The organism is Nocardiopsis sp. CA-288880 (assembly GCF_050955985.1).
Taxonomy (GTDB): Bacteria; Actinomycetota; Actinomycetes; order Streptosporangiales; family Streptosporangiaceae; genus Nocardiopsis; species Nocardiopsis tropica.
In genome coordinates, this window is the sequence record NZ_CP192105.1 from 6,338,390 (window position 1) to 6,358,751 (window position 20,362).

A 20,362-nucleotide genomic window follows, 5' to 3' on the forward strand; every position below is an offset into this window, starting at 1 on the left:
CGTCTCCCCGCCGGGCGGGGCCGGAGGCCCCTCGGGGGCCGGGGGCGGCACGGCGCCTAGAAGACGCGCCCCGGGCGGCTGCGGTCGGCCAGCGCCGCGAACCGGAACGTGTTCACCGGGTGGCTGGACAGGAGGTTGACCAGGAGCACGAAGAACCCCGTGTCGGTCCGCGCCCGCGCGGCGATGTCGTCGAAGTCCACCGACGGGTACAGGTACTTGCCCACCGCGAGGGCCCTCAGCCCCTGCATGCCCTCGGGGCAGAACGCGTAGGCGTGGTTGTCCGCCGTGTACTCCTGGGCGCGTCCCAGGGAGCTGCCGACGCCGGGGATCACGTTCGCCACCGAGACGCCGAAGTGCCGCCAGAACGACGTGTGGCCCGCCGCGATGTGCCCCACCTCGTGCCCGATCACGAACCGCAGGGCGTCGGGGTCGGCGAGGCGCCCGCCCACCTCGAACAGGTCGCTGTTGATCGCCACGTAGCGGCGGAACCCGTGCCCGGAGGCGTAGGCGTTGATCACGCCGTTGCCGAGCACGACGTACGCCTCGGGCGCCTGCGGCATGCGGAACGCGGCGGCGGCCTCGGCGACCATCCGGTACGCCTCGGGGAACTGGTCCTCGGTGATGCGGACCCCGTTGACCCTCTGCCTGGCGTACAGCTGCCCGCGCACGAAGTACACGAGCGCGGGCAGGCTGAGCAGGAGCAGCGGTTCGTTCGGGTCGCCGGAGTAGGCGCGGCTGACCGCGCCCACCACGGCGAACACGGTCACCGCGACGCAGGCCACGAGGACGGGGATCTCCCGGGGGTGGCGCAGGGACCCGCGCAGGCGGCGGTCGGCCCACCGCCAGGGGCCGTGCCCCATCCGCCGTCAGAGACGGTACTCGGCGTCGGGCAGGTCGTCGTCGGGCCCGTGGGGCGGCGGAGCGTGGTGGGCGCTGCCCCGGGGCGGCGGGCCGCCGTAGGACGGCCCCGCGGGCGGTCCCTGGGGCGGACCCTGGGGGACGCCGTCGTCGTCGAGGATCGAGGCCATGTCCGTCGACAGGGTGGACTCCTCGGCCTTGTCGCTGCGCCACTCGTCGCGCAGCTCGTCGTCCTGCGCCCCCATCACGGCGTCCATGTCGGCGTCGTGGGTGGACTTGGCCGGGTCCTCCGCGGGGTCGGGCCAGGAGGAGGCCAGGAACGCGCTGTCGTAGGCGTCGTTGGGCTCGGGCGGCCCCGCCTGGGACGGGCGGCGCCCGGGGGCGGGCAGGCCCTGCGGCGGGCCGAACGGGTCGGACAGGGGGTCGGAGAACGGGTCCGCCTGCTGCGGGGCGGTCTCGCCCCGGGCGGGGGCGCCGCCGAACGGGTCGGCCGGGTCGCCGGCGACCGCGCGCGGCTCGTGGACGGCGTCGGGGGCCGGTCCCGGGAAGGCCGCGCCGGCCGGGGCCGACGGGGCCCCGCCCCGCGCCCCGTCGGCGCCCAGGTAGGACAGGGCGGCGACGGTGATCGCCGCGAGCCCCGCGCGCAGGGTGGGTTCGCGCGCGGGCGCGAAGAACGGCGAGTGGTTGCTGGGGACGTTGCCCATCTTCTCGTACGGGGTGTCGCCGGGCGCCGCCTCCCACACGTCGTGGGGCGTGGCGCCGACGAACCAGAACACGTACGGGATGGGCTGGGGGTCGCCGGGGAGGCCGAAGTAGTTGAAGTCCTCCGTGCCGGGCGAGGGGTCCGGCAGGTGGATCACGTAGTCCTCGCCGAAGTAGGCGTGGTGGGCCGCGGCCACCTCCGCCGAGCAGGTGGCGTCGTTGCGGGTGACGCCGCAGGAGACGAACATCTCGATGTCGGGCTCGCGTTCGGCCCCGGACGCCGCGGCCTCGGCGCGCACGATCCGCTCGATGGCGGACTCCAGCTGGTCCGCGACGTTGTCGTTGAGGGCCCGGGTGTTGATCTCCAGGTAGGCCTCGTCGGGGATGATGTTGGCCTTCGTCCCGGCCTGGAGCCTGCCGACGGTCAGGACCGCCATCTCGCTCGGGCTGATCTCCCGGGACACCACGCCCTGGAGGCGGGTGACGATGTTCGCGGCGATGACCACCGGGTCGACGGTGGTGTGCGGCTGGGAGGCGTGGCCGCCCTCTCCGTGCACGCGCACCCGGTAGGCGCGCGAGGCGCCCAGGATGATCCCGGCGCGGTGGGAGATGAGTCCGGCGGGCTGCGGGCCGAGGTGCTGGCCGAGGATGACGTCGGGGCGGCCGAAGCGCTCGTAGAGGCCGTCGGCGAGCATCGCCTGGGCGCCGTCCAGGGTCTCCTCGGCGGGCTGGGCGACGATCATGACGGTGCCGGCCCACTCGTCGCGGGTCTCGGAGAGGAGGTCGGCCGCTCCCACGAGGCAGGCGGTGTGGGCGTCGTGTCCGCAGGCGTGCATGACGGGGACCTCGACGCCGTCCTCGTCGGGGGCGCGGGTCGTGCTCGCGTACGGGAGGCCGGTCTTCTCCTCCAGGGGGAGCGCGTCCATGTCGGCGCGGAGCATCACCGTGGGTCCGGGGCCGTTGCGGAGAATGCCCACGACACCGGTGCCGCCGACCCCCTTGTGGACCTCGTACCCGGTCCGGGTGAGCCACTCGGCGACGCCGCTGGCCGTCCGCTGCTCGGCGTGGGAGAGTTCCGGGTTCTTGTGCAGATCGACGTAGAACCCCTCCACGAGCGGGAAGAGCTCGTCGAGGAGTCGCATGACCACGCTCCCGTGCTGGGCTGCACGGTCGGGGTCCACCGCGTGCGGCACGGTTTCCACCGCCTTCTTCCGTATCTCGACTGGACGGGCACTGCTTGACGGCTCAGCCTAGCGGCGCGGTCGTCACGGCCACACACCGACACGTTCACCCAGCGTCCGCCACGGTCCTGCAGATGGGTTAGGGTCTGCACACGGAAAGCCATCCCCGCCCGAGCCGGTCACATTACGTGTGTCCCGCTCGTCCCGTCCTCACCGTGCGTACGGAAGGACCCGGGGAACTTTCCACAGATTTGGGAGAACCGCTGGCGCACCTTGCAACATCACAGTAAGGTAACGCAGCACATGCTGATTCATCCGACCTTCCGGTGCCTCCCCTCGCGCGCCAAGCGGCACCCTCTCATCCGAGCCCCGGCCCCCGAGGTCGGCCCAGACCCCTTCCACGGGGTCCGTCGGACCACGAACCCGCCCGAGAAAACAGTGATCTACGGAGTCCACTCGTGGCCTCATCCATGACCAGTCCGGCCTCCCGCCCTCCGGAACCCGGGCAGGGCGCGACCACCGGGGGCCCCGCCCCCGAGACCGTCCAGGCACCGGGGCGCGACGCCCGTCTGGACAACGCCAAGTTCATCCTCATCGCGCTGGTCGTCGTCGGCCACGCGATCGAGCCCCTGAGGGACCACGGCCCCACGGGCGCCCTGTACTACTGGATCTACTTCTTCCACATGCCCGCGTTCATCATGATCAGCGGGTACCTGTCGCGGTCCTTCGACGCCTCGTCGAACCGCGTGGAGAAGCTGGTCCTGACGGTGGCCGTCCCGTACCTCATCTTCTGGACGATCCACCAGACCATCTACTTCTTCGAGCGCGGCGGCCTTCCCGACGCGGCCTCGGTGCTCAAGCCGACCTGGACCCTGTGGTTCCTGGTCGCGCTCTTCCTCTGGCGCCTGAGCGTGCCGGTCTGGAAGCAGCTGCGCTGGCCCGTGCTCATCGCCGTGGTCGTCTCGATGTTCGGGGCCACCGCGAGCCTGGGCGAGACGCTCTCCATGGGCCGCGTCGTCAGCTTCCTCCCCTTCTTCGTGCTGGGGCTGAGCCTGCGGCGCGAGCACTTCGCCCTCCTGGACCGGCTGTGGGTGCGGATCCTGTCCGTGTTCGTGCTCGGCATGACGGCCGTGCTGGCCGTGCCCATCTCCGACCGGCTGAGCCGCGACTGGCTCTTCTGGAAGGACAGCCTCACCGACCGGGACATCGACCCGCTCCTGCCCAGCTTCGGGATCCGGCTCGCCTTCATGGGCCTGGCCCTGCTGATGACCGTCGCGGTGCTTGCGCTCACGCCCAAGCAGCGCACCTGGTTCACCTCCCTGGGCGCGTACACCCTCTACATCTACCTCGGCCACTCGGTGGTCCTGCTCCTGCTCAAGGCCTCGCCCTGGTACGACGTGGTGGGCGGGCCGACGGGCACGGCGATCACCGCCGCGGGGGCGGCGGCCCTGACACTGCTGCTGTGCACCCCGTGGGTGCGCAAGTGCATGCAGTGGGCGGTCGAACCCCAGCTGACGTGGTTCCTGCGCAAGGACTCCACGCTCCGCCCAGAGAACCGCGAGCGCGCGCGCAAGGACGGCGGCCCGGGCGGCCCGCAGAAGAAGGAGACCGCCGGGGTCTGAGCCGGGCCCCGTGCCGGCCCGGCAGGGCGGCGTCCGGGCCGCTGCGGAGCGGGATCGCGGAGGCCGGGCCGCCCGTCGGTCGTCATGGGGCACGAGGGGAACACGGGGACACAGGGAATCGGATACGGAGAAGGGGCGGTGCGCTTCCGCGCACCGCCCCTTCTCCGTCCTCGGAACCGGCCGGGTTCAGCTCCCGCCGGAGGCCGTCTCCGCGGGGGCCGCCGCGACGGCGCCGGAGGCGAGCAGCTGGCGGCGGCGGACCTCGAACCTGCGCGTGTCCTTCCACAGCCGCAGGACCAGGACGACCTCGAAGAGGGCGAGCGCCAGGACGGAGAACACCGCGGTCGGGATGATCAGGCTGTTCAGCGGCGTGAACAGGGCGACCACGACGGTCATCGGGGCCACCACGCACAGGAACATCTCGAACTCGATGCCGCTGAACAGGTGGGGCCGCACCCTGTTCCGGAGCAGGAAGTCCCGCACACGCGGGTAGAAGCCGGTCGGGGCCGGGGCGTCCGGGCGCGCGGGGGCGTCCGCCATCTCGTCGTCCTCCGGGTCGGCGTCGCCCAGGCCCGCCGCGGGCTGTCCCGGCCGCGTCTCGCCCGAGAGCTCCGCGATGGTCTGGTGCATGGCCCGGCGGGTCTTGGCGACCTGGGCGCCGTTGAGGTAGCGCAGCAGGTCGAAGAAGACCACGACCGGCGCGACGATCAGGTAGGCGGCGTTCCCGGTGACCGCCCACTGGGTGACGAGGAGCGCCATGACGCAGCCGAAGAACCGGATGCGGTCGAACACGAAGTCGACCCAGCTGCCGAAGACCGAGCCGTTGCCCTTGAGGCGGGCGATCTTGCCGTCCATGCAGTCCAGCACGAAGCTGAGGTGGAACAGCAGCCCGCCCAGCACCAGCCAGCCCCAACCGGTCCCCTCGACGAAGGCCGGGGCGACGAAGCAGAGGGCGGAGAGCAGGCCGAGGACGCCGGCGCCCAGCGTCAGCTGGTTGGGGGTGATGCCGGTGCGGTTCGCGGTCCAGACCACGAGACGCCCTGCGAGGGGATCGACCAGGAAGACCGTCCACCAGGCGTCCTTCGCCTTGTAGGTCTCTTCCTTGACTTGCGCGAACGTGAAACGCGGCATGCGGGCTCTCCAGGAGGGCACACTCCCCCCGGAGCCCCGGCCGCTCCACCGTTCAACGAAGCGCTGACCAGGGCAGGGGAGAGGGCTGTATCGGCGGGAATCGAGTCATCATGCCAGATCGAGGGTCGTCCGACCTAATCGGTGACGGCATACTTGACTGGTAAGAGGGGGATCAACAGGCGGCCGTGTGCGGGAGCAGCGGATGGTCCACCCCCTTCGGTCTCGACCGAGGTAGAGGCATTGCGTTTTCTCAACGACCAGGTCCCGCAGCAGGACCTGACCTACAGCGACGTGTTCATGGTCCCGAACCGGAGCGCGGTGGGCTCCCGGCTCAGCGTGGACCTGTCGTCCCCGGACGGCACCGGCACCACCATCCCCCTGGTCGTGGCGAACATGACGGCGGTCGCCGGGCGCCGCATGGCCGAGACCGTCGCCCGGCGCGGCGGCATCGCGGTCATCCCGCAGGACATCCCCATCGAGGTGGTGTCCGACGTCGTCTCCTGGACCAAGCAGCGGCACCTGGTGCACGACACCGCCATCACCCTCAACCCGACCAGCACCGTCGGCGAGGCCCTCAACCTGCTGCCCAAGCGGGCGCACAACGCCGTGATCGTGATCGACGGGGCCCGCCGCCCCGTCGGCGTGGTCACCGAGGCCGACTGCGCGGGCGTGGACCGCTTCGCGCAGCTGCGCGACGTGATGTCCACGGAGCTGCTGACCATCCCCGCGGACACCGAGCCGCAGGAGGCCTTCGGGAGGCTGCACGACTTCCGCCACCGGCTCGCGCCGGTCGTGGACGGGGAGGGCGCCCTGGTCGGCGTGCTCACGCGCACGGGCGCGCTGCGCTCCACCCTGTACACGCCCGCCGTGGACGCGGGGGGCCGCCTGCGCGTGGCCGCCGCCGTCGGCATCAACGGGGACGTGGCGGGCAAGGCCGCCGACCTGCTGGCGGCCGGCGCCGACACCCTGGTCATCGACACCGCGCACGGCCACCAGGAGAAGATGCTCTCCGCCATCGCCAAGGTCCGCGCCCTCGCGCCGAAGGTGCCGATCGTGGCCGGCAACATCGTCACCGCGCGGGGCACCCGCGACCTCATCGAGGCGGGCGCCGACATCGTCAAGGTCGGCGTGGGCCCGGGCGCGATGTGCACCACCCGCATGATGACGGCCGTCGGCCGGCCCCAGTTCTCCGCCGTCCTGGAGTGCGCCGAGGCCGCGGCCGACCTGGGCAAGCACGTGTGGGCGGACGGCGGCGTGCGCCACCCGCGCGACGTGGCCCTCGCCCTGGCCGCGGGCGCGTCCAACGTGATGGTGGGCTCCTGGTTCGCCGGGACCTACGAGTCCCCGGGCGACGTGATGCGCGACGCCGAGGGCAGGCAGTACAAGGAGAGCTTCGGCATGGCGTCGGCCCGCGCGGTCCGCCTGCGCACCGCCGACGACTCCCCGTTCGAGCGGGCGCGCAAGGCCCTGTTCGAGGAGGGGATCTCCACGGGCCGCATGTACCTGGACCCGGAGCGGCCCGGCGTGGAGGACCTGATCGACCAGATCATCGCGGGCGTGCGCAGCTCGATGACGTACGCGGGGGCCACGTCGCTGGCGGAGTTCCGCGAGCGGGCCGTGGTCGGCGTGCAGAGCGCCGCCGGGTACAACGAGGGGCGCCCGGTTCCCACCAGCTGGTAGCCCGGCCGCCCGGGGGCGCGCGTCCGCGCGCCCCCGGGCGGCGCGGGTATCCGGCAGGGCTCGTCGCCGGCCACTGCCGCACGCCCCCGTTCGGGGCGGCCCGCACCGCCGTTCCGAGGGCCCGCGCGGGCCTCCGTCCGCGCCCCCTCGCGGGGACGCCCCTGTCGCGGACTACCCCTGTCGCGGACTACCCCTTGGCGGCGAGGACCGCCTTGCGGTGCTCGCCGCACAGCCGGTCGGCGTGCCTGACCGGCTCGGGGACGCGGTACTTCGGCGACAGGCGCAGCACCAGCTCGGCCGAGCCCTCCAGGTCCACGCGGTGCCCCACCGACACGTAGACGGGCTTGACGCCGGCGCGGGTGCGCAGGACGCGCCCGATCACCTCCGCGCCCTCCCGGGCCAGCGCGGGCGAGTCGGGGACCACCTCGGAGCGTCCCGCCACCATCGGCGTCCACGACCCGCGCTCGTTCCCCGGCACGGAGTGCTTGCCGTACAGCACGGACTTGGCCGACCCGACCACCGGAAGGTCCAGCAGGACCCCCAGGTGGGAGGCGACCCCGAAGCGGCGCGGATGCGCCATCCCGAACCCGTCGCACAGGTACACGTCGGGTGTCGTCCGCAGCGCGCCCAGGGCCTCCAGGACGGGGGGCAGCTCGCGGAAGCCGAACAGCCCGGAGATGTAGGGGAACGTGGGCTCGGAGGAGATCGCGACGGACTCCACGACCTCCAGGGTCTCCACGTCCAGGATCACGGCCGCCGCCGACAGCGCGGAGTTGTCCGTGGCGTAGCTGACGTCCAGCCCGGCCACCAGCCGCACCGCGTCCACGTCCAGCGGCTCGACGCGCACGCGGTCCGCCAGCACGCGTTGGCGCGCGACGGCCTCCTTGGGGTCGTCGGGCCAGTTCTCGGGGTCGTCCAGCACCCGCGCGACCCGTTCGGCGATTTCCGACACCGTGTTCCCCCGTTCTCGCGGTTCCGATCGGTCCACCCGTCCAACCGTACGCGCACCGGGGTACGGGCGCGCGCCGTGACGGCGCCGCCCCGGCTCAGTCCCGGGGCGGCGCGGAGACCTCGAAACGCTCGCCGTTCGCGGGGACGCCGACCCCCCGCCAGGTGAAGGGAACGCCCCGGGCGCGGTTCGGGTCGGCCCGGTCCATCAGGTGGAAGTGCAGGTGCGGCTCGGTGGTGTTGCCGGAGTTGCCGCACAGGGCGAGCGTCCGGCCGGCCCGGACGCGGTCGCCCTCGCGCACCCTCAGCGAACCGCGCTGCACGTGGGCGTAGAGGGCGAAGACGCCGTCCCCCAGGTCGAGCACCACGTGGTTGCCGATCACGGGGCCCGCCCCGCCGAGGCTGCGCACCGTCCCCTCGACGAGCAGGTAGGCGAGCGCCGGGTAGGAGTTGCGGCTCAGGTGGTCGCGCCGGCGGTCGGAGGCGCGGACGACCACGGCGTCCGCCACGGCCAGCAGGGGCTCCCCGAAGGCCGGGAAGTCCCGGTTCCCCCGGACCGGGGGCCACCAGCCGAAGGCGGGGCGCCCCTCGGAGTCCTTCAGGACGTCGATCGCGTACTCCTGGCCGTAGGCGCGGGTGCCGTGGCTGGGGACGCGGTCCGCCGGGCTGTTCAGGGCGGTCCAGGCCCCGGCGACCGGCGGCGCCACCTCGACGGCGCGCGGGGGCGGTCCCCCGCGCGCCAGGCGGCCGAACAGCAGGTTCAGCGCCGCGAGCACGCCGAACGCCGCCAGGGCCGCCGCGTTCCACCACCCGGAGAGGTCGAGGAGCTCCCGGGCCGGGACCACCCCCAGCAGCACCGCACCGCTCCACGGGAACAGGAGCGAGCACACTCCGGCCGCCGTCCGCATGGCATCCCTCCTCCGGGCGACACCGGGGCCGCCCCTTGTTTTTCCATAGTTTACGTACTTACGGAATTACACACAAACTCGCCCCCGAGTCCGCTCGAAGCGACCACCGGGCGCGTCGCGCTGTGCGACACCCCACAGCGGCGGATGCTCGGACGGGGGCCCCGGGCGCAGTAGCGTGGAGCCGCTGGTTTTGCACTGACTGGTCAGTTCAAAAAGAGGGGGGCGCAGATATGCGTCGGGCCACCGGAGCGCGCGTCCAGGCCGAGGGCGTCACGCTCGCCACACGCGAGGGCCCCGTCTACACCGGGGTCGGCTTCGTCGCCCGGCCCGGCACGCTCACGGTCTTCCAGGCCGACTCGGGAGGCGGTCGCAGCGCGCTGCTCCTGACCCTGACCGGCAGGATGAGGCCGTCGGAGGGGACCGTGTACGTGGACGGCCACGAGCTGCCCCGCCGGGCCCGCCGGGTCCGCCGGATCAGCTCGCTCGGACTGATGGAGGACGTCAACGCCCTCGACGACCGCCTCCGGGTGCGCGAACACCTCTCGGAGGGTCTGCTCCTGCGGATGCGGCCCGCCGCGAGGGGGCTGGCCGACGAGGCCATGGAGGCCGCCGACCTCGGGGGGCTGGACCGCCGCACCATGGTCAAGGACCTGTCCATGCTCGAACGGCGCCGTCTGGGCGTCGCCCTGGCCCTGCTCGCCGAGCCCCGGCTCCTGGCCGTGGACGACGTGGACGGCGGCCTGAACGGCGAGCACCAGGCCGCCATGTGGCGCACCCTCGAACGCCTCGCGGGGGAAGGGCCCACGGTGATCGCCACCTGCGCCGACGCCGACGCGCTGGACCGGGTCGCCGGACCGGACACCCGGGGCCCCGTCCCGATCCGCCAGGACCCCGCGCACGGGCCGGACGACCCGGCGGAGCGCGGGGGCGGCGGCGCGGACGCCGGCCCCGCCCGGGCGCACATCGACGACCTCCTCGGCCGCGGGAAGGACGGTGACGGCAGTGAGCAGGCATAAGAGGGGCAGACCGCGCATACGGCCCTTCGCCGTACCCCGGCTCGGGCTGCTCACCATGCGCTCCTTCCTGCGCTCCCCGCTGCCCGCGGCCGCGCTGGCGGCGCTCGTGCTCATCCCGCTGCTCTACTCCGGCATGTACCTGTGGTCCTTCTGGGACCCGTTCGGCAGGATGCAGCACCTGCCGGTGGCGCTCGTCAACGAGGACCGGCCCGTGGAGGTGGACGGCCGGGAGATGGACGCCGGCGGCGAGCTCACCGACACGCTCCTGGAGCGCGGGGACCTCGACTGGCACCCGGTCGGCGCGGAGGAGGCCGCGCGCGGGGTCGCCGACGGGGACTACTACGTCTCCCTCACCATCCCCCCGCACTTCAGCGAGGACCTGTCCTCTCCCTCCCGGGACCGGGAGGCGCCGGTCCAGGCCATGCTGGAGGCGCACTACAACGACTCCAACAGCTTCATCGTGCGCCAGTTGGCGGGGAGCGCGTTCAAGGAGGTCCGCGACGCCGCCGCGGCGTCGGCGATCAGCGACTACCTCGACGAGATCTTCGTGGGGTTCAACGAGATCCACGGCAGGACCGAGGAGGCGGCCGAGGGCGCCGACGAGCTGTCCGGCGGCGCGGACAGCGCCGAGGAGGGGGCCGGTGAGCTGTCGACGGGCGTGGACGACGCCCACACCGGGGCCGGATCGCTGAGCAGCGGCCTGGACGAGCTGTACACGGGCTCCCGGTCCCTGGCCGCGGGCGCCGGCACCGCGTCGGAGGAGGTCTCCACCCAGGTGGAGAAGCTGGACGGGCTGGCCGACGAATGGCTTCCCCAGCTGGAGGAGGACGTCCCCGCGATCCAGGAGCGCGCCGGCGCCGCCGCCGAGGTCACCGGCGCCCTGTCCACGGCGCTGGAGGAGCTGCCCGAGGAGATCGACACCGCCGGGCTCTCCGAGGTCGACGCCCGGCTGGCCGCCTTCCTCCGGGAGAACCCCGGCCTGGAGACCGAGAACCCGGAGCTGTACACGCTGCTGCGCGACCTCCAGGGGGCCATGGACACCGCCCTGGCCGTCGCCGGGTACGTCGACGGGAACAGGGACGACATCGAGTCGGCCGCCGAGGAGGCCGCCGCCCTCAGCGAGCGCGCGGCCGCGCTCTCCGAGGACCTTCCCGACATGGTGGACCGGGCGGAGGAGGCCCGCGACAAGGTCGACGAGCTCGACGAGGGGCTGGCCGAACTCGCCGAGGGCTCCGCCGCCCTGCGGGACGGGCTGGCGGACGCCTCCGAGGGCGCCTCGGAGCTGGATTCCGGCCTGGGCCTGCTCAGCGGTGGCGCGGGCGACCTCCACGAGGGGCTGGGCGAGCTGGCGTCGGGGTCCGGCGAACTCGCCGAGGGGCTCGACGAGGGCGCCGGGGAGATCCCCACCTACTCCGACCGGGGCCGGTCCGACGCGTCCGCCATGATGAGCGAGCCGATCCGGCTGGACAGCGAGATCTCCAACGAGGCCCCGAACTACGGGACGGGGTTCGCCCCGTTCTTCGTCCCGCTGTCCCTGTGGGTGGGGGCGATGGTGGTGTTCATGGTGCTGCCCGCGCTGTCCTCGCGGGCCCTGGCGTCCTCGGCCCCGTCGTGGCGGGTCGCCCTGGCGGGCCGGGTCGTCCCGCTGCTGCTCGGCGTGGGCCAGGTGGCGGTCACCCTGGGCGCGCTCCACCTGTTCCTGGGGCTGGAGGCCCGGGACTGGCCCCTGCTCGTCGCGTTCCTGGTGCTGACCTCGGTCGCGTTCACCGCCGTCGTGCAGTACCTCAACGTGCAGTTCGGGGCCGCGGGAAGGGTCGTCGCCCTCGCCCTCCTGGTGCTCCAGCTGACGTCGGCGGGCGGCACGTACCCGATCGAGACCAGCCCGGCGTTCTTCCAGGCCGTCGGCCCCTACCTGCCGCTGCACTGGGGCGTGACGGCGATGCGCGTCCTGCTCGGGGGCGGGGACCCGGGCCTCGTGTGGAGCGCCTTCGGGGTGATGGGCCTGTGGCTGGTGGTACCGCTGCTCCTCACGTGGCTGGCCGTGGAGCGCAAGCGGGTGTGGACGATGTCCTCCCTCTACCCCGCGCTGAAGCTGTGACGGCCCGCCGTGGCCAGACCGGCGCGGGCAGCGGCAGAATGGACCGGATGAGCACGAGCACCGAACGGCCGAGGAGCGGTCGCCGAGAGGCGACCCGGCACCGCCTGTTCGAGGCGGCCGTCGGCCTGATATCCGAACAGGGCTACGGCGCCACGACCGTGGACGAGATCGCCGAGCGCGCGGGGGTCGCCAAGGGAACCGTCTACTACAACTTCGGCGGGAAGAGCGAGCTGTACACGGCGCTGATGGAGTGGGGGGTCTCCCGGCTCGCCGACACGCTGAAGGACGCGGCGCCCCCCTCCGCCCCGCCCGCCGAGGCTCTCACCGCGGTCCTGCGCGCGGGGGTGGTGTTCATCGGCGAGCACGAGGCGCTCGCCCGGCTCCTGATGGCCGAGGCCTGGCGGACCAACCGGGCCTGGTACGCCACCGTCCGCCAGATCCGCACCGAGGCGATCGGGGTCATCTCCGGCCAGCTGGAGCGGCTGGCCGCCGAGGGGGCCCTGCGACAGGGGGTGGACACGGGGCTCGCGGGGTCCGCCCTGTTCGGCATGGTGGTCACCGTGGCCCTGGACTGGCGTACCCTCCAACCGGAAAGGCCGGTCGAGGAGATCCACGCGACCCTGGCCCACATGACCGACGGCCTGGTCGGCGCATCGTCGTCCGCGCCGGAGCACGCCTGAGAGGACGCCCCCCGTGGCCGACCTGTACCCCCTGCTCCCCTTCCTGGCCGGGGCCGTGATCCTGTGGATCGTCGCCCGGGACACGCGCCTCGAACTGCGGCTCGTCCGCCACGGCATGCGCGCCAAGGGCCGGGTGATCGGCTACAACGAGACCTCGACCGCCTCGCGCATGATCGTGCAGTTCCGTACCGAGGACGGGCAGGAGGTGCACGCCGAGCACGAGAACACCGGGTGGACGGCCTCCCGCGCCGGGGAGATCGTGACGGTGGCCTACGACCCGGACGAGCCCGCCAGGGCGCGCATCGTGTCCGCGCCGTGGCTGAGCCACTGGGTGCGGGGGCTGTTCGGCGGGCTGGGCGCGATCCTGATGCTCACCGGCCTCCTCCTGGGCTACCTCGCCTGGCGCTAGACCGGCTCCCTCGGGGGCCGGGCGGGCTCGGCGGAGGCTCCGTCCGGGGCCTGCGCCCGGGGCTCGGAGTAGCGGACCAGCCGTGAGGGCAGCCCGCCGTCGAGACTGGAACGGGTGCGCACGCGCACCCCGCACACCAGGTCGGCCAGGCCCGCCCGGTCGGGCCGGACCAGGGCGGTGCACGCGTGCAGCGCGGCCACGGCGAGAGCGGCCCAGGGCAGGCCCAGGGCGACGAGCACGGCGACCGGGGCCTGGAGCAGGAGGGTGCGCAGGAGGACCCGCCACCGGGACGCGGGGCGGGGGCTCCCCCGTTCCCCGAGGGCCAGCCCGACGGCGGCCGGGCCCGGCGTGGCGCGGTCGCTCCGCAGCTGGGGCAGGACGACGGCGCACACGAGGGCCAGGCCCAGGAGCACGGCCTCCCCCGTCCGCCCCCCGGCGAGGGGGAGCACGACGCCGTAGGCGTGCAGCAGGGCGGTCACGGCCGACGCCCCGAACCACCACAGGCCGAGGTCGAGCAGGGCCCCCGTCATGCGCCGGTCGAGTGCGGGGTCGACGCGGTCGGGCACCGCGGCGGGCCATCCCCGGGCGGGGCCGCCGGGCCACAGGGGCAGGAGCAGGCGGGCGGCCGTCCAACCGGCCAGGGCCCCCACGACGCCCAGGGCGACCAGCAGGGCCGAGGCGGGCGCGTAGGCGCACGGGTACAGGCCGAGCACGCCGGTCGCGCGCACCGCGGCGACGGAGGCGGCGAGCGCCGCCCCGATCACGAGGGTCGCCACCGGCCCCCGGCGGAAGCGGTGGCGGGCCAGGAGGCCGACCGCCGTGAACAGGCCGAGGGCGAGGGCGGCGTCCCACGCCGTGTGCGGCGGGCCGCCGCCCGCGGAGGACCCTCCGAACGGCGCCGCGGACCAGCCGCCCGAGGAGCCGTTCCCGGTGCACAGGCCGTCGGCGGACGCGGGCAGGGGCCAGACCGCGTAGGCCGCGAGGGCGACCCCCGTGACCAGGGCGGCCGCCGTGAGGCGGCCCGGCAGTCCGTGCGGCCGCCCGTAGCGCCGGTGCTGCCCGCGCAGGTACAGCGCGGCTCCGGCGACCACCAGCAGCGGTACGACGGCGAGCGCCACCTCGACGGCGGCCTGTCCCCCGCCGAACGGTCGACCCATGGTGCTTCCCCCCGTGCTCAGGCGGGCGCGGTGTCCCGGCGCCCCTCTCCCCCGTCCGCGCGGCCGTTCCCGCCCCGGGGACGCAACGCTAGTACGCTCTGTCGTCGGGCGGGGACCGAACTTCCGACTTCGTCCGCCGTTCCGCCCGGCCCTCGGGGCGCCTCCACCGCTCCGGCGCGGGAGGCCCGGGAACGTCACGCGAAGCAGGGTGGCCGCGCACTCTCCGCCATATGTGACGTTTGTCCCATTGTCACCATTTATTCACAGCAGGCAACACGAGCACCTCCGGCCAGAGGGTGGACATTCTCGGCCTTCATGGCAGACTGCCTTCACCAACCCGGATATTTCGGCGCTTCACGTGCGAGATACGATCCCCAACGCCGAAAAGCCGCGTTTGTGGTTACCCTGCGGTACGTCCCGCGTCCAGGGCCCCCGACGGACGCCGCCCGCGGGGCAGGAGGCCGCGCGCACGCGGGCCGCGAGGTGCCTCCCCGGCGGAACCCGGCCCCCCGGGGCCCCACCGCAACCCCAGACCGAAGACGCGGATCGACAGGAGAACCGTGCAGGCAGTACCGAAGCGACGCGGACGGACGATCACCGCCCGTATTCGCGCAATGGTCATGATCCCCACCACCGCGCTCTTCGCGCTCTGGCTGATCCTCACCATCGCCCTGACCGGCGACGCCGTCGTCCAGCTGATCCGCGCCCGGGCCACCGAGGACCTGGTGACCCCCGCCGCGGTCGGCCTCGTGGACGTGATGCAGGAGCGGTCCCAGTCGATCGCCTACATCGAGAACCCCGGGGACGAGCAGCTGGCGGGCGACCTCGCCGAGGCCCGCGAACGCACCGACGGCACCATGGGCGTGGTCATCGGGGAGCTGATCGGCTTCGCCGACCTCGCCCCCGGCGAGGGCGGCCACCACATCCGCATGCTGCACGAGCAGTACGAGGAGATCGGCGCGCTCCGCGAGGCGATCGACTCCGGGGACGCCTCGCGCCAGGACGTCCTCGACTACTACAACGAACTCGTCCTGCACGGCGCCGACAGCTTCGACAGCCAGGCCCGCAGGGGGATGGCGGGCGACTCGACCAGCCCCTCCTTCACGGCCGTGTACATGTTCCGGACCGTCGACGTCTTCGCGCGGTCCGACGCCCAGATCGCCCGCGCCTTCGCCGTCGACGAGCTGACCGCGGACGACCAGCGCGAGTTCACCGAGCTGGTCGGCGCCTACCGGAACCTCCTCGAGGGCAACGGACACTACCTGGAGGGCGAGGGCCAGGAGGAGCGCCTGCGGGCCGTGCTGGAGGGCCCCGAGTACGCGCGGCTCCTGGAGATGCAGCAGGAGATCATCGACCGCCGGATCTCGACGGAGACGGTCACCGACCCGGTCACCCTGGTGCCCGGCGAGGTCGAGGACCTCGCCATGCCCGTGGACCAGGACGCGTGGAGGGCCGACTACGACCACGTCCTGGCCGAGCTCACCGCGCTGGGCGCCGACGAGGCCATGCACGCGGCCTCCCTCACCCGGGAGTCCGCCAACCAGGCCGTCCTCCTGGCCGTCGGGGGCAGCCTCGGCGTCGCCGCCGTCATCCTGGGCGCCTTCCTGCTGGCCCGCCGCTCCTCGCGCGTCCTCACCGAGCGCCTGCTGCGCCTGCGCGACGACTCCAACGACCTCGTCGAGAACCGGCTCCCCGACCTCATGCGCCGCCTGCACGAGGGCGAGCGCGTGGACACCGACACCTCCCTGGCCGACCTCCGCACCACCGACGACGAGATCGGCGACGTCGCCAGGGCGTTCAACGCCGCCCAGCGCGCCGCCATCGACGAGGCGGTGCAGCAGACCGAGCTGCGCCAGGGCGTCAACCGCGTGTTCCTCAACATCGCGCACCGCAGCCAGACGCTGGTCCACCGCCAGCTCCGGCTGCTGGACAAGATGGAGCGCGAGCAGGAGGACCCGGACCAGCTGGCCCAGCTGTTCAAGCTCGACCACCTGGCCACCCGCTCGCGCCGCAACGCGGAGAACCTGCTCATCCTCGGCGGCGAGGCCCCGGGCCGTACATGGCACCGGCCGATGCCGCTGATCGACGTGCTGCGCGGCGCCATCTCCGAGTCCGGCGACTACACGCGCGTCAAGCGCGACCGGATCGCCCGCGTCCACCTGAACGGGCCGGCCGTCGCCGACGTCATCCACCTGGTCGCGGAGCTGGTCGACAACGCCGCCATGTTCTCGCCGCCGCACACGCAGGTGCGCCTGAGCAGCGACGACGTGCCCAACGGGGTGACGATCGAGATCGAGGACCGGGGCCTCGGCATGACCGAGAGCGAGTTCGCCTCCGCGAACGCGCTCCTGGCCAGCCCGCCCGAGTTCGACGTGATGCGCCTGAACGAGAAGATGCGCCTCGGCCTCTTCGTCGTCTCGCACCTGGCCCACCGCCACGGCATCAAGGTGCACCTGCGCCCGTCGCCGTACGGGGGCGTGCAGGCGATCGTCCTGCTCCCGCACGAGCTGATCTCCGGGGACCGCACCCCGCTGCCCTCCTCCGAGTCCTCCGGCGAGGACATCTGGGAGGTGCGGGAGATCATCGACCGCGTCCCCGGCGAGCTGGAGTCCGCGCCCGTGGGCGCCAAGCCGGTCCTGACCTCGGTCTCCTCCACGGGCGAGGACACCGCGACGGACCGCGGGGACGGCCCGGACGACGGCGGCCCCGCGGACGGCGGCATGCCCGACGACCTCCTGGGCCCCGACGGCGGGGACGCCCTCCTCCCCGCCCCGCCCGCCGACGACCGCCCGGCCCTCCCGACCCGCAGGAAGAACATCAGCGCGGTCCCCGCCCCCGGCGCCGCACCCTCCGACGCCCCGGAGACCGCCGTCGAGGCCGGCGGAGGACGGCCCCCGCTGCCCAAGCGGCGCCCCCAGGAGAACCTGGCGCCGCAGCTGGCGACCGACCCCGGGACCGACGTCCGGACCGGGCCCGCCTTCGGCGCCTCCGCCGGTGAGGCCCCCGACAGCGGGGAGCGACTGGCGCGTCTGCGCCGGAACATGTCCGCGTTCCAGAAGGGGACGGACCGCGGACGGCGCGATGGCAAGCAGCGAACCAACGACACCGACAAGGACGCCCAACCGTGACGAGTACTCCCGAAGGCGCCGCGCACGACGACGGAAACGGCGCTGCCAAGAAGGACATCGACTGGCTGCTCGACGAGCTGCTCGACCGCGCCGTCGGCTCCCGGCACGCGATCGTGCTGTCCGCGGACGGCCTCCTGATCGGACGCTCCCACGAACTGGTCAAGGAGGACGCCGAGCACCTGTCCGCGGTGGCCTCCGCGTTCCAGAGCCTGGCCCGCGGCACCGGCCGCCACTTCGGCGGCGGCGAGGTCCTCCAGACCGTGGTCGAGATGGAGAGCGCCTACCTGTTCGTCACCGGCGCGGGCCGCGGGGCGTGCCTGGCGGTGCTCGCCGACGAGAGCGCCGACGTCGGGCTCATCGCCTACGAGATGAACGTCCTGGTCGAGCAGGTGGGACGGTATCTGGACGCCGCCCCCAGGCACGAGGGCGCCTCCGGGGAAGCCACGCGATAGGGGACGGCCATGCAAGCGCACAACGAGATCCCGCACGGCGGGATACCGCAGGGCCTGCCGGGACGCGACGCGGTCGGCGGATACGGTGCGGGTTCGCCCGGGACCCCCGGCGCCGCGGCCACCCCGGCGGGGCCCGGGGCCCCCGGCCACCAGGACGCCGGTCCGCTCGTCCGCCCGTACGTGATCGCGCAGGGCCGTGAGCACGCGGACACCGTGCGGCTGGACATGATCAGCGTGGTGATCGCGGCCAAGCGGGCCGAGGTCGACGAGATGGCCCTGGAGCCGGAGCAGCTCCGGATCCTGGAGCTGTGCCGTCGGCCGCAGTCGGTCGCCGAGGTGTCCGCGCACCTGGACATCCCGGTGGCCGTGGTCAAGGTCCTGCTGAGCGACCTCCTCAACCGCGGCCTCGCGTTGGCCCGTGCCCCCTACACAGCTAAGAGCCCGGTGAGCCGGGACGTACTCCAGGCGGTTCTCGATGGCATCCAGCGACTCTGACGACACGCAGACGATCGTTCCCTCCGCGCTGAAGATCCTGATCGCCGGAGGTTTCGGCGCCGGAAAGACCACGTTGGTCGGGTCCGTCAGCGAGATCGCCCCGCTGAGCACCGAGGAGGTGATGACCGAGGCCAGCTACGGGGTCGACGACCTGTCCGGGGTGGAATCCAAGACGACCACCACGGTGGCGCTGGACTTCGGCCGTATCACGATCAGCCCCGCCCTGGTGCTGTACCTCTTCGGCACCCCGGGCCAGGAGCGCTTCTGGTTCATGTGGGAGGAGCTGTCGGAGGGCGCGCTGGGGGCCGTCGTCCTCGCCGACACCCGCCGCCTGGAGACGTGCTTCGCCGCGGTGGACTTCTTCGAGCGCCGCGGCGTGCCGTTCATCGTGGCGGTGAACTGCTTCGACGACTCCCACGCCTACGAGCCGGGCGAGGTCCGCGACGCGCTGAGCCTCGACCCGGCGATCCCGGTGGTGCTGTGCGACGCCCGCGAGCGGGAGTCGTCCAAACAGGTCCTGCTGACGCTGGTCAACCGGGTCGCCGAGCGCATGGCGGCCTGAGGCGCGCGGACGGGGGCGGGGGGCGGTCGCCCTCCGCCCCTTCGGCGTACCGGGCGGACGCCGGCACGGCGCTGACCGGGGAACGGTCCGGACACGGTTCGGATCCGGACCGGCGCGGAGGGCGCCGGGCCCGGTGTACACACGGGCTCCCCGGGTAAAGTGCGCCCCGTGGAGCGCCGTCGCGCGCTGCGCACCCGCAGACCATGGACCCGTCTCGGGCGGGCCCGCACGAAGGCGACTGGAGTACTCCATGAAGCGGTTCGAGTGGCGAGACACGATCCAGGCCCTGGACGCCGAGGCCGACTGCGAGCGCATCGTTCGCATCCTGGGCGCCCACGAGTTCCCGTGGGACCTCGAGCAGGCCCTGGGCCTGGCGCTGTACCGGACCTACGCCGTCCCCAGCATCGGAGAGCTCCTCGCGCACACCCGCGAGTTCACGGAGCGCACCCAGCACCGCTACGACGACACCGCCCTCATCCTCAACGACATCATGGAGCACGGGTTCGGCCCGGGACGCGGCCGGGACGCGCTGCGGCGCATGAACCAGATGCACCGCTCCTACGACATCGGCAACGACGACTACCGGTACGTGCTCAGCACCTTCGTCGTGATGCCGGTGCGCTGGCTCAACGACTGGGGCTACGGCTGGCGCCGGCTGACCGGCCACGAGATCGCCGCCAGCACCAACTACTACCGCAAGCTCGGCAAGCACATGGGGATCAAGGACATCCCCGGGACCTACGAGGAGTTCCGGGACCTCCTGGACTCCTACGAGCGCGAGCACTTCGCCTACACCGAGGGCGGCCGGGCGGTCTCCGACTCCACGCTCGGCCTGATGGCGGACTTCTACCCGGCCTGGCAGCGCCCCCTGGTGCGCCCCTTCACCAAGGCCCTCCTGGACGACCGGCTGATCGAGGCCTTCGGCTACCCGGAGCCGTCGGCCGCGTGGCGCAGGCTCAGCTCGGGCGCGCTGCGGCTGCGGGCACGGGTGGTGCGGCTGATGCCGCCGCGCGAGAAGCCGCGCTGGGCCCGGGAGAGCGCGAACGTCCGCAGCTACCCCGGAGGCTACGAGCCCTCCAGGATCGGCACCTTCCCCCAGGGGTGCCCGGTCCCGCACGGCATGCTCACCCGGGAGGTGGCCCCCACCGGGGCCCGGGTCCCGGCGCCCGGCCAGGCGGTCGCCCCGGCGGGCCCCGTCCCCGGAGCCGTCGACGGACCGGAGGCCCCCGGCTCCGCCGGGGCCGCGGGAACCCCCGGCCAGTAGCCGTCCGGGAGTGCCCCCGCCCGTCCGCGCGCCCCCTCGCGCCCCAGGCCGCCGCCCCGTCCCCGCCCCCT

17 protein-coding genes are annotated in these 20,362 nt (G+C 73.4%); 11 read left to right on the forward strand and 6 right to left on the reverse strand.

The window, feature by feature from the left end; translation table 11 throughout:
- Positions 1-56: 56 nt before the first annotated feature.
- Together ACQPYD_RS27345 and ACQPYD_RS27350 are read right to left on the reverse strand one after the other, a co-directional pair.
- Positions 57-860, reverse strand: a complete 804-nt coding sequence (locus ACQPYD_RS27345) for a M48 family metallopeptidase (RefSeq protein WP_433698312.1) — start codon at positions 858-860, stop codon at positions 57-59.
- A gap of 6 nt (positions 861-866) precedes the next feature.
- Positions 867-2,762: an amidohydrolase gene (locus ACQPYD_RS27350; protein ID WP_433698313.1), complete on the reverse strand. Its 1,896-nt coding sequence runs from the start codon at positions 2,760-2,762 to the stop codon at positions 867-869.
- A gap of 449 nt (positions 2,763-3,211) precedes the next feature.
- Here ACQPYD_RS27350 and ACQPYD_RS27355 point away from each other — a divergent pair, with 449 nt between their 5' ends.
- Positions 3,212-4,363 carry an acyltransferase family protein gene (locus ACQPYD_RS27355; protein ID WP_433702148.1) on the forward strand — a complete coding sequence of 384 codons (1,152 nt, stop codon included), beginning with the start codon at positions 3,212-3,214 and terminating at the stop codon, positions 4,361-4,363.
- A 186-nt stretch (positions 4,364-4,549) separates the two neighbouring features.
- Here the strand turns inward: ACQPYD_RS27355 and ACQPYD_RS27360 are convergent, their stop codons facing one another.
- A complete protein-coding gene (locus ACQPYD_RS27360) occupies positions 4,550-5,494 on the reverse strand; it encodes a CDP-alcohol phosphatidyltransferase family protein (protein WP_433698314.1) in 945 nt (314 codons plus the stop codon).
- A 240-nt stretch (positions 5,495-5,734) separates the two neighbouring features.
- On the opposite strand from ACQPYD_RS27360, the gene ACQPYD_RS27365 reads away from it, so the two are divergent.
- On the forward strand, positions 5,735-7,174 hold the full coding sequence (locus ACQPYD_RS27365; RefSeq protein WP_433698315.1) for a GuaB1 family IMP dehydrogenase-related protein: 1,440 nt from the start codon (positions 5,735-5,737) through the stop codon (positions 7,172-7,174).
- A gap of 187 nt (positions 7,175-7,361) precedes the next feature.
- Here ACQPYD_RS27365 and ACQPYD_RS27370 read toward each other — a convergent pair whose 3' ends face one another.
- Positions 7,362-8,126, reverse strand: a complete 765-nt coding sequence (locus tag ACQPYD_RS27370) for an endonuclease V (protein WP_433698316.1) — start codon at positions 8,124-8,126, stop codon at positions 7,362-7,364.
- A gap of 94 nt (positions 8,127-8,220) precedes the next feature.
- On the reverse strand, positions 8,221-9,030 hold the full coding sequence (locus ACQPYD_RS27375) for a M23 family metallopeptidase (RefSeq protein ID WP_433698317.1): 810 nt from the start codon (positions 9,028-9,030) through the stop codon (positions 8,221-8,223).
- Between the two features lie 230 nt (positions 9,031-9,260).
- Here ACQPYD_RS27375 and ACQPYD_RS27380 point away from each other — a divergent pair, with 230 nt between their 5' ends.
- The 4 genes from ACQPYD_RS27380 to ACQPYD_RS27395 are packed head-to-tail and all read left to right on the forward strand — an operon-like array spanning position 9,261 to position 13,233.
- Positions 9,261-10,046 carry an ATP-binding cassette domain-containing protein gene (locus ACQPYD_RS27380; RefSeq protein WP_433698318.1) on the forward strand — a complete coding sequence of 262 codons (786 nt, stop codon included), beginning with the start codon at positions 9,261-9,263 and terminating at the stop codon, positions 10,044-10,046.
- A gap of 55 nt (positions 10,047-10,101) precedes the next feature.
- Positions 10,102-12,144: a YhgE/Pip family protein gene (locus tag ACQPYD_RS27385; RefSeq protein ID WP_433702149.1), complete on the forward strand. Its 2,043-nt coding sequence runs from the start codon at positions 10,102-10,104 to the stop codon at positions 12,142-12,144.
- Positions 12,145-12,191: 47 nt separating this feature from the next.
- On the forward strand, positions 12,192-12,824 hold the full coding sequence (locus tag ACQPYD_RS27390; protein ID WP_433698319.1) for a TetR/AcrR family transcriptional regulator: 633 nt from the start codon (positions 12,192-12,194) through the stop codon (positions 12,822-12,824).
- Positions 12,825-12,837: 13 nt separating this feature from the next.
- Positions 12,838-13,233, forward strand: coding sequence for a DUF3592 domain-containing protein (locus ACQPYD_RS27395; protein WP_267946400.1), 396 nt, complete (start codon positions 12,838-12,840; stop codon positions 13,231-13,233).
- On the opposite strand, the gene ACQPYD_RS27400 is transcribed toward ACQPYD_RS27395, so the two are convergent.
- A complete protein-coding gene (locus ACQPYD_RS27400; RefSeq protein ID WP_433698320.1) occupies positions 13,230-14,390 on the reverse strand; it encodes an antibiotic resistance protein VanZ in 1,161 nt (386 codons plus the stop codon). The two genes, ACQPYD_RS27395 and ACQPYD_RS27400, sit on opposite strands and share 4 nt — an antisense overlap.
- A gap of 620 nt (positions 14,391-15,010) precedes the next feature.
- Between ACQPYD_RS27400 and ACQPYD_RS27405 the strand changes: the two genes are divergently transcribed.
- The 5 genes from ACQPYD_RS27405 to ACQPYD_RS27425 all read left to right on the forward strand — a co-directional run bounded on the left by ACQPYD_RS27405 (position 15,011) and on the right by ACQPYD_RS27425 (position 20,291).
- Entirely contained in the window at positions 15,011-17,518 is a 2,508-nt protein-coding gene (locus tag ACQPYD_RS27405) for a nitrate- and nitrite sensing domain-containing protein (RefSeq protein WP_433698321.1), read from the forward strand.
- Positions 17,515-17,970 (forward strand): roadblock/LC7 domain-containing protein, encoded by a 456-nt coding sequence (locus ACQPYD_RS27410; protein ID WP_433698322.1) that lies wholly within the window; start codon positions 17,515-17,517, stop codon positions 17,968-17,970. The genes ACQPYD_RS27405 and ACQPYD_RS27410 overlap by 4 nt, the downstream gene beginning before the upstream one ends.
- Positions 17,971-17,979: 9 nt before the next feature.
- Positions 17,980-18,465 (forward strand): DUF742 domain-containing protein, encoded by a 486-nt coding sequence (locus ACQPYD_RS27415; protein ID WP_433698323.1) that lies wholly within the window; start codon positions 17,980-17,982, stop codon positions 18,463-18,465.
- Entirely contained in the window at positions 18,446-19,027 is a 582-nt protein-coding gene (locus tag ACQPYD_RS27420) for a GTP-binding protein (RefSeq protein ID WP_433698324.1), read from the forward strand. The genes ACQPYD_RS27415 and ACQPYD_RS27420 overlap by 20 nt, the downstream gene beginning before the upstream one ends.
- A 250-nt stretch (positions 19,028-19,277) precedes the next feature.
- Positions 19,278-20,291 carry an oxygenase MpaB family protein gene (locus ACQPYD_RS27425; RefSeq protein WP_433698325.1) on the forward strand — a complete coding sequence of 338 codons (1,014 nt, stop codon included), beginning with the start codon at positions 19,278-19,280 and terminating at the stop codon, positions 20,289-20,291.
- The last annotated feature ends 71 nt before the right edge of the window (positions 20,292-20,362 follow it).